Annotated in this window: 11 protein-coding genes; 4 read left to right on the top strand and 7 right to left on the bottom strand. The window is 64.6% G+C overall.

Annotated elements, in window-relative coordinates:
• Positions 1-221 precede the first annotated feature (221 nt).
• The 3 genes from rpsN to rpmB are packed head-to-tail and all read right to left on the bottom strand — an operon-like array spanning position 222 to position 935.
• Positions 222-527, bottom strand: coding sequence for a 30S ribosomal protein S14 (gene rpsN, locus DBR22_RS08635; RefSeq protein ID WP_011693742.1), 306 nt, complete (start codon positions 525-527; stop codon positions 222-224).
• A 4-nt stretch (positions 528-531) separates the two neighbouring features.
• Positions 532-699 (bottom strand): 50S ribosomal protein L33, encoded by a 168-nt coding sequence (gene rpmG / locus DBR22_RS08630; protein ID WP_011693743.1) that lies wholly within the window; start codon positions 697-699, stop codon positions 532-534.
• Positions 699-935, bottom strand: coding sequence for a 50S ribosomal protein L28 (gene rpmB / locus DBR22_RS08625; RefSeq protein WP_108598676.1), 237 nt, complete (start codon positions 933-935; stop codon positions 699-701). Before rpmB ends, rpmG begins: the two co-directional genes overlap by 1 nt.
• A gap of 351 nt (positions 936-1286) precedes the next feature.
• On the opposite strand from rpmB, the gene DBR22_RS08620 reads away from it, so the two are divergent.
• Genes DBR22_RS08620 through DBR22_RS08610 form a run of 3 tightly spaced genes read left to right on the top strand, consistent with a single transcriptional unit; the run spans position 1287 to position 4079 of the window.
• The gene (locus DBR22_RS08620) at positions 1287-2753 is read left to right on the top strand and encodes a ferredoxin reductase family protein (RefSeq protein ID WP_108598675.1); all 1467 of its coding nucleotides are present in this window, start codon (positions 1287-1289) and stop codon (positions 2751-2753) included.
• Complete coding sequence (locus DBR22_RS08615; protein WP_108598674.1) at positions 2750-3268, top strand: FMN-binding protein; 519 nt, start codon at positions 2750-2752, stop codon at positions 3266-3268. Before DBR22_RS08620 ends, DBR22_RS08615 begins: the two co-directional genes overlap by 4 nt.
• Positions 3269-3323: 55 nt before the next feature.
• Positions 3324-4079 (top strand): FAD:protein FMN transferase, encoded by a 756-nt coding sequence (locus DBR22_RS08610; RefSeq protein ID WP_108598673.1) that lies wholly within the window; start codon positions 3324-3326, stop codon positions 4077-4079.
• Here the strand turns inward: DBR22_RS08610 and DBR22_RS08605 are convergent.
• Both DBR22_RS08605 and DBR22_RS08600 read right to left on the bottom strand, forming a co-directional pair.
• Positions 4060-4827, bottom strand: coding sequence for an SGNH/GDSL hydrolase family protein (locus DBR22_RS08605; RefSeq protein WP_108598672.1), 768 nt, complete (start codon positions 4825-4827; stop codon positions 4060-4062). The two genes, DBR22_RS08610 and DBR22_RS08605, sit on opposite strands and share 20 nt — an antisense overlap.
• A 39-nt stretch (positions 4828-4866) precedes the next feature.
• Complete coding sequence (locus tag DBR22_RS08600) at positions 4867-5346, bottom strand: MarR family winged helix-turn-helix transcriptional regulator (protein WP_108598671.1); 480 nt, start codon at positions 5344-5346, stop codon at positions 4867-4869.
• Between the two features lie 59 nt (positions 5347-5405).
• On the opposite strand from DBR22_RS08600, the gene DBR22_RS08595 reads away from it, so the two are divergent.
• Entirely contained in the window at positions 5406-5693 is a 288-nt protein-coding gene (locus DBR22_RS08595) for a YciI family protein (protein WP_108598670.1), read from the top strand.
• On the opposite strand, the gene DBR22_RS08590 is transcribed toward DBR22_RS08595, so the two are convergent.
• Together DBR22_RS08590 and DBR22_RS24415 are read right to left on the bottom strand one after the other, a co-directional pair.
• The gene (locus tag DBR22_RS08590) at positions 5690-6496 is read right to left on the bottom strand and encodes an SGNH/GDSL hydrolase family protein (protein WP_108598669.1); all 807 of its coding nucleotides are present in this window, start codon (positions 6494-6496) and stop codon (positions 5690-5692) included. The two genes, DBR22_RS08595 and DBR22_RS08590, sit on opposite strands and share 4 nt — an antisense overlap.
• Positions 6497-6680: 184 nt before the next feature.
• The coding region (locus DBR22_RS24415) for a siderophore-interacting protein (protein ID WP_258229103.1) at positions 6681-7152 on the bottom strand (472 nt) is incomplete at its 5' end.

Genomic DNA, 7152 nt, shown 5'->3' with positions numbered 1-7152 from the left:
CAAATCCACCCCCACACCACGCCAAAACCCCGCAGTTCCGGGCCCAAAGGCGGCATCTGCCCCCAAAACCGGGCGCCGGCGTCGTTCGCGGTTTCTGTGTGCTGCAGCACAACATCGCAGAAGGCTCCCACCAGGCTGGACCATAAAGGCTTAAAAGCAGAAGGGCCGGCAACCAAATGGTTGCCGGCCCTTCTCAAGCAGCTGGAATCAGCGTTGCTGGATTACCAGGAAGACTTGGTGATACCCGGAAGCTCACCACGGTGAGCCATGTCGCGGAAGCGAACACGGGAGATACCGAACTTCTGGAAGGTGCCGCGGGGACGGCCGTCGATGATGTCGCGGTTACGCAGACGGACGGGCGACGCGTTGCGGGGCAGCTTCTGCAGGCCGAGGCGTGCAGCTTCGCGTGCCTCGTCGGTGGACGCGGGGTCAACCAGAGCCTTCTTCAGTTCGAGGCGCTTTGCAGCATAACGCTCAACGATGACTTTACGCTGTTCGTTCTTGGCGATCATTGACTTCTTAGCCATGTGCTTAGCGCTCCTCTCGGAATTCGACGTGCTTACGGATGCGGGGGTCGTACTTCTTCAGAACCATACGGTCCGGATCGTTACGACGGTTCTTGCGCGTCACGTAGGTGTAACCCGTGCCCGCGGTCGACTTGAGCTTGATGATCGGACGTACGTCCTTGTCCTTAGCCACTAGAGCTTCACCCCACGAGCCAGGATCGAGGCGACGACTACGTCGATGCCGCGTACGTCGATGGTCTTGATGCCACGTGCAGAAACCTGCAGCGTGACGTTACGGCGCAGGGACGGAACCCAGTAGCGCTTCTTCTGGATGTTCGGATCGAACCGACGCTTGTTGCGTCGGTGCGAGTGCGAAATGCTGTGCCCAAAGCCCGGCTCGGCTCCGGTCACTTGGCAGTGTGCTGCCATGACTTCTCCTCAAGAATTGAATGTAATGATCCGCATATCTGCTGCAGGATCATGCGTCTAGATGCGACCCAAAGTGATCAGGGTGAACGGTTAGTCACGCAACTTGAGCCCCTAACTACCGGCTACCCTGGAGAAAATTACCGGGCCACCGGAGCAATTGCGCACGCTCCGCGCACTTAGCGCCTACCAAGTCTACGAGTTCAGGCAATTAAAGACCAATCCGCCGTCAGGCGGGTGTATAAGGCCGTGCGTCGGGCGGCTCCGGGGACAACCTCCGTCGCCACTGCACTCATAGCTGGGTGACCGGTATTTTCACAGCTGAATGAAAGCTTCGGGGTTCATCTTTGAAGCATGACAACACAGCTCCGGCCGGCCGCTCCGGCCCAGAAACCATCCGGCCACCGGGGCCTCGGACCGGTGCACGGCCGGTCCGGCCTGTTCCACGACCAGCACCGCCGGCGCCTGCTCCGCATGGACGCCCTGACCGCTATCGCCTGGAGTTCGGTGGCAGCCGCAGTGGCTTTGTGGCTGGCCGACGGCGGCGCAACAGTGATCAGTTCACCCGCCGCCGCGTTTACCGCACTGGGCATTGTGGCCGGGTTGGCAGGAATGGACCTGGTCCTGCTGATGCTGCTCCTGGCCGCCCGGATCCCCCTGATTGACCGTACCTTCGGCCATGACAGGGCACTTGAATTCCACCGCAAGCTCGGCAAACCGTCGCTGTACCTGTTGCTGGCCCACGGGCTCCTGATAGCCGCCGGCTACGGCATGGCGGAGGGCCTCGATCCCGTCAGCGAATCGATTGCCCTGTGGGTATTGGTACCCGATATGTGGCTGGCCTTTGTGTCGCTGGCCCTGTTCATCGCGGTGGTGGTCACTTCGCTGGTGGCGGTGCGGCGTCGGTTCCCCTATGAGTTCTGGTACGCCGTGCACCTGCTGACGTATGCCGCCGTCGGCACATCCCTTCCGCACCAATTCAGCGTGGGCGGGCTCTTCGCGGAGGGGACCTGGCAGCGCGTGTATTGGCTGGCCATCTGCATCGCCACCGTCGCTGCCCTGCTGTATTTCCGGGTGGCTCAGCCTGTCGTTGCCACGTCCCGGCATCAGCTCACAGTCAGCCGGGTGACCAGGGTTGCCCCGGGCGTGGTCAACATCGAAATGACCGGGTACCAGCTGGACAGGCTCTCCGGGAATGGCGGACGTTTCTTCATCTGGCGCTTCCTGTCCCCCGGCCTGTGGTGGCATCCGCACCCCTTCAGCCTGTCGGCCGAGCCCTTGGCACCCGGCCCCCGGGGTGAGTCGAAGCTGCGCATCACCGTCCGGAATCTGGGCCGGGGTTCCGCCCAACTCATGAGGCTGCGGCCCGGCACCAGGGTTGCCGTGGAAGGCCCGTACGGAATGTTCGGCACGGCCGCGCGTACCCGGGACAAAGTGGTGATGATCGGTGCGGGAATCGGCATCACACCGTTGCGCGCCCTGCTGGAAAGCACACCGTTTGCTCCCGGCAGCGCTACCGTCCTGCTGCGCGGCCACACCGAACAGGAGCTCTACCTGGGATCCGAGATCCTGGAGCTCTGCGAAAACCGCGGCGCCAGGCTTTTCCATCTGACAGGTCCCCGTGTGCCCTGGGACGCGAACGGCTGGTTGCCGGAAGACGCTGTGCGCGCCGGCTATGACCTGGAGTCCTATGCCCCGGACATTGCGGAGGCGGACGTCTACATCTGCGGGCCGGCGGCCTGGGCCCGCAACGTCGTCGTAGCTGCCCACGCAGCCGGCGTCGGGCAGGAACAAATCCATCACGAAAGGTTCGACTGGTGAAAGCACGGGGAGCAGTATCAGCGGCCCTGGCCTCGGCCGGCATCCTCCTGGCAGGCTGGCAGGCCGGAGTGCAAATAGCGGAAATCCGCGGCTCGGCGGCGTCCACGTCGGCCGGCACAGACACCGGTGGAACCGGAGCGACCGGCGCCTCAGGTTCGTCGGATTCATCGAGCCAGGCGGGCGCACCGGCGTCCGGAGCGTCCGGAGCAGCCGGTTCCGCCGGCGCGGCGGCCGCTGCTGCAGCCACGTACGACGGCGCCATGGTACCCACGCGGTTCGGCTCGGTCCAGGTGCAGATCACCGTGAAAGCCGGGGCAATCACCGATGTCACAGCGCTCCAGCTCACGGACGATGACCGGAAGTCCATCCAGATCAGCAACCGGGCCGCGCCCTTACTGCGCAGCGAAGTGCTGGCCGCCCAGTCGGCCGACGTCAAGAGCATCAGCGGTGCCACCGTCACCAGCAACGCCTACCTCACGTCCCTCCAGGCAGCGATTGATGCCGCGAACCTCTGAGAACCTCCCCGCCACTCCCCCGCGGCCGCTCCTGAAGGCAAGGACTTTCCAGAGCATGGGCACCGTCATCAGCCTCACCCTGCCCGTCGCAACCCCGGGAGGAAACCCGCCGGACGACGAGCTGGCAGCGGCTGCCGCCGTCGTCGAACGCCTGTTCCGTGACCTGGACCAGATATTCAGTCTGTACCGGCCGGATTCCGAAGCAAGCAGGCTGGCACGAGGCGACCTGTCGCTCCGGGCGGCGTCGGCGGCCATGCGCGGGCGGTACGAGGAGGCAATGGCGTGGCGGCTGCGCACCGAGGGCGCGTTCACACCCGAAAGGCCCGACGGCGTGCTGGACCTTTCCGGCCTCATCAAGGCCCATGCGATCCGCGAGTCGGGGACCTCGCTGCTGGCCCTTGGGCGCGCGGACTGGTGCCTGAACGCCGGTGGGGACGTCCTGGTCAGCGGTTCGCCAGTGCCCGGAAGCTACGAACCCTGGGATGCCGGCATCATCGATCCCCTGGCCCGCGGTGCCCTGCTCACCGGCTATCCGCTGGGGCACGGACGCGGGCATGAGGCGTTGGCGACCTCAGGTTCGGCGGAACGGGGGGACCACATTTGGTCCGCGGCAGCTTCAGGCAGTGAGTTTATGCAGGTATCGGTGCTGGCCAAGGACATCGTCACCGCGGACGTTTTAGCCACGGCGATCGTCGCCGGCGGAGTGCCGATGCTGAACCGCGCCACTGACGGCTGGGATGTCGACGTCCTCGCTGTCAGGACCGATGGCCGGCTCCTGGCAACCCCTGGTTTTAGGGCTGGAGTCTCGTGAGCTGAGGGTACCTGGGCGCCAGCCCGTCCCCGGAGGACTTGCCCGTCACGCGCCGGACCACCCACGGCCCGGCAAATTCGCGGACCCAGCGGGCGTTGGCGCGGAGGGCGTCGGCCCGGCTCAGTTCCGGGACCGGCGTCATCGGCGGGACCTCAATGGAGTGGTCATGCTGCAGCACCGTCAGGACGCGCTTGGCCATGTTGGCGTGTCCGGCGGCGGACATGTGCATCCGGTCCCGGGCCCACATTCCCCAGTCGTAGTACTCGTTGAAGCGCCAGTAATCCACCAGCAGTGCGCCGTGGTCCCCGGCGATGCCGCGGACCAGTTCGTTGTAGATGGCCGTGCGGCCGCGCATGGTGCTGAAAACCTTGGAGCCGCGTGCGTCGAACCCGGTGAACACCACAACCGTTGCCCCGGTCGCGGCCAGCTTGCCAATTCCGGCGTCGTACTCGGCCAGCAGATCATCGATGTCGATCCTGGGCCGCAGGATGTCATTGGCACCTGCGTAGATGGTCACCAGGGTGGGATTAAGTTCGACGGCGGCGTCCACCTGTTCGGCCATGATCTGGCGGAGTTTCCTGCCGCGGATGGCGAGGTTGGCGTACCCGAAGCCCGGATCCGCCGCACCCAGCTGTTCCGCGACCCGGTCAGCCCAGCCTCGGACACCGTTGGGGCGCGCGGGATCGTCATCACCCACGCCTTCCGTGAAGGAATCGCCGAGGGCTACGAAGCGGGTCGAAAAATCCATAGCGCCAGTGTGCCATCTGTTGCTGCGGGCAACCAAGAATCAGCTTTCGCGGAGGATCCAGTGGTCATCGTCGAGGCGGGCCACAATCTTTTCAGCGATGCGGGCCAAATCGTTGACATCGCGGTCTGTCAGGGCGTCCAGGAACTTGGTGCGGACCGCTTCCACGTGCCCCGGTGCCAGTGACACCAAAGTTGCCATGCCGTCGTCGGACAGGTGTGCGGTGGTGACGCGTGCATCCCGGGGGTGCGGACGCCGCTCCAGCCAGCCGCGCTTCTCCAGCTTGGACACAACGTGCGAGAGCCTGGACAGCGAGGAGCTGGTCCGGGCAGCCAGTTCACTCATCGGCAGGAAGCGGCCCTCGGCTTCGGACAGCATGGCCATGACGTTGTAATCGAACAGCGACACTTTGCCGGCGGTGTGCAGCTGGTTGTCCAGCGCGGCAGGAAGCATGGTGTTGATGCTCAGCATGGCCAGCCAAGCACGGCGTTCATCGGCATTGAGCCAGCGCGGTTCGGTCATGAATCCATTCTATGCTTGACAGTTCAAGTGGCTGGCCGACGCCCCGGTAGCATTGCCGTATGTATGTTGTGTCGCTGACTTACAAGGTGCCCGAAGACATTGTGGAGTTCCACCTGGCCGGCCATGTTGAGTGGCTGAAGAATGCCTTTGACGACGGCGTTTTTGTTGCAGCTGGTCGGAAAGTCCCCCGCACCGGCGGGCTGCTGCTGTCCAGGGCGGACCGGCAGACTCTCGACGGCAGCCTGGCCAAGGATCCTTTTTACGTCAACGGCGTGGCTGACTTCGAAGTCATGGAATTCGCGGCCAACAGGGTGGCGCCGGGCTTTGAAAACCTGTTGGATACCTAGGATTTTCCGGCCTTTGCCCGGTTCTTTTCGGCCAATTTCTTCAGCCCGCCCTTCCGCGGCACCTTGACCGGGTCCGGCCAGCGCGGTTTGAGGGTGTCGCCCAGTGTGACGCCCCGGATTTTGCGGCCGAAAAGTGGCAGCACCCACTCCCTCACCCAGCTCCGCTGACGCTGTTCCCACTCCCTGAGGCTGAGCCTTTCGAGCGGTTCCCACTCCTTGGGACGGATCTTATGCGGCACTCCAAGCTGGTCCAACACTTGCCCGGCGAGGTACTTGTGGCCGGCCTTGGACATGTGCAGCCGGTCCGAGTCCCACATCCGCCGGTCGTGGAAGGCGTCCAGGCACCAGTAGTCGACCAGGACGGCGCCGTAGGCAATGGCAATCGTTCGCACGCGCTGGTTGTAGAACGTATTGCGCTTCTTCAGCAGTTCCAGGACGGCGGAAACCTTGACGTCGAACCCGGTGAAGAGGACCACCGTCGCCCCGCTCCCGGCAAGCTGTGCCACCACGCCCTCATACTCGTCCATCAAGGCAGTCATGTCGGTGCCGATGTCCAGGATGTCGTTGCCGCCGGCGTACAGCGTCACCAGCGTGGGTTTCATGGCGAGTGCCGGCTCCAACTGCTCGCTGATGACGTGCCGCAGGCGTTTGCTCCGGATCGCCAGGTTGGCGTATTCCCAGCCAGGTTCAGCCTTCGCGAGTTTCTCCGCTACCCGGTCCGCCCAGCCCCGGACCCCGTTGGGCAGCCGCTCGTCCCGGTCCCCCACGCCCTCGGTAAACGAATCCCCCAGGGCAACAAACACACGCCGCCCACTCGAAGGAAACAAAGAATCAGCGCACACCCCGCCACGCTAACCACCCAAGGAAACGGCAGGGTTAACGGCCAGCGACAGGAACTGCAAGAGCGTCTGGAAATAACCCACATTAAGTGCGAGAGCGTTTGGGGGTGGGTCCGGATGTCTGCCCTCGGGCCCGGGCCTGCGAACCTTAGAGCTCGGCTTTGCCGCGGCGCCAGTAGCCCATGAACGCTACCTGCTTCCGGTCGATCCCCACGTCCCGCACCAGGTACCGCCGCATGTCCTTAATGACGGCCGCCTCGCCGGCGATCCAGGCGTAGAACGGCATGCCGCCCGCGGGAACGTCGGGGTTTTTGCTGGCCTCGATCTCGGCGGTTTCCATCCGCGCCGGGGTCTCCCAGAGGATGTCAACGTCCACATTGACGTCCTCGGGCTCCGGGCCTGCGCCGGCGTCGGACGCTTTGATCCCCACCCAGCCCGGAACGGGGACGGCCTTTCGCACGGCGTCCTGCAGCAGTTCTCCGTGCGGGCGGGCGCGTCCGATGGCTGCGCCGCGCGCAAGCCAGGTGATCTGGACGTCGGCCGGCGACGTAAGTTCAAGGAAGTCTCCGGCCTCCGGGACCTCAAGGAAGGCGTGGCCGGTCATGTAGGGCGGCAGGCTT

This window comes from Arthrobacter sp. HMWF013 (assembly GCF_003061105.1).
In the GTDB taxonomy this organism is placed as follows: domain Bacteria; phylum Actinomycetota; class Actinomycetes; order Actinomycetales; family Micrococcaceae; genus Arthrobacter.
Note: the sequence above shows the minus strand (reverse complement) of the source record. Positions and strands in the feature narration are given on the sequence as shown.

Coding starts and splice junctions, on each gene's coding strand:
- rpmB (WP_108598676.1), bottom strand. CDS start 935: ATGGCAGCACACTGCCAAGTGACCGGAGCCGAGCCGGGCTTTGGGCAC.
- DBR22_RS08595 (WP_108598670.1), top strand. CDS start 5,406: ATGTATGTTGTGTCGCTGACTTACAAGGTGCCCGAAGACATTGTGGAG.
- DBR22_RS08610 (WP_108598673.1), top strand. CDS start 3,324: ATGGGCACCGTCATCAGCCTCACCCTGCCCGTCGCAACCCCGGGAGGA.
- DBR22_RS08605 (WP_108598672.1), bottom strand. CDS start 4,827: ATGGATTTTTCGACCCGCTTCGTAGCCCTCGGCGATTCCTTCACGGAA.
- rpsN (WP_011693742.1), bottom strand. CDS start 527: ATGGCTAAGAAGTCAATGATCGCCAAGAACGAACAGCGTAAAGTCATC.
- DBR22_RS08600 (WP_108598671.1), bottom strand. CDS start 5,346: ATGACCGAACCGCGCTGGCTCAATGCCGATGAACGCCGTGCTTGGCTG.
- DBR22_RS08620 (WP_108598675.1), top strand. CDS start 1,287: ATGACAACACAGCTCCGGCCGGCCGCTCCGGCCCAGAAACCATCCGGC.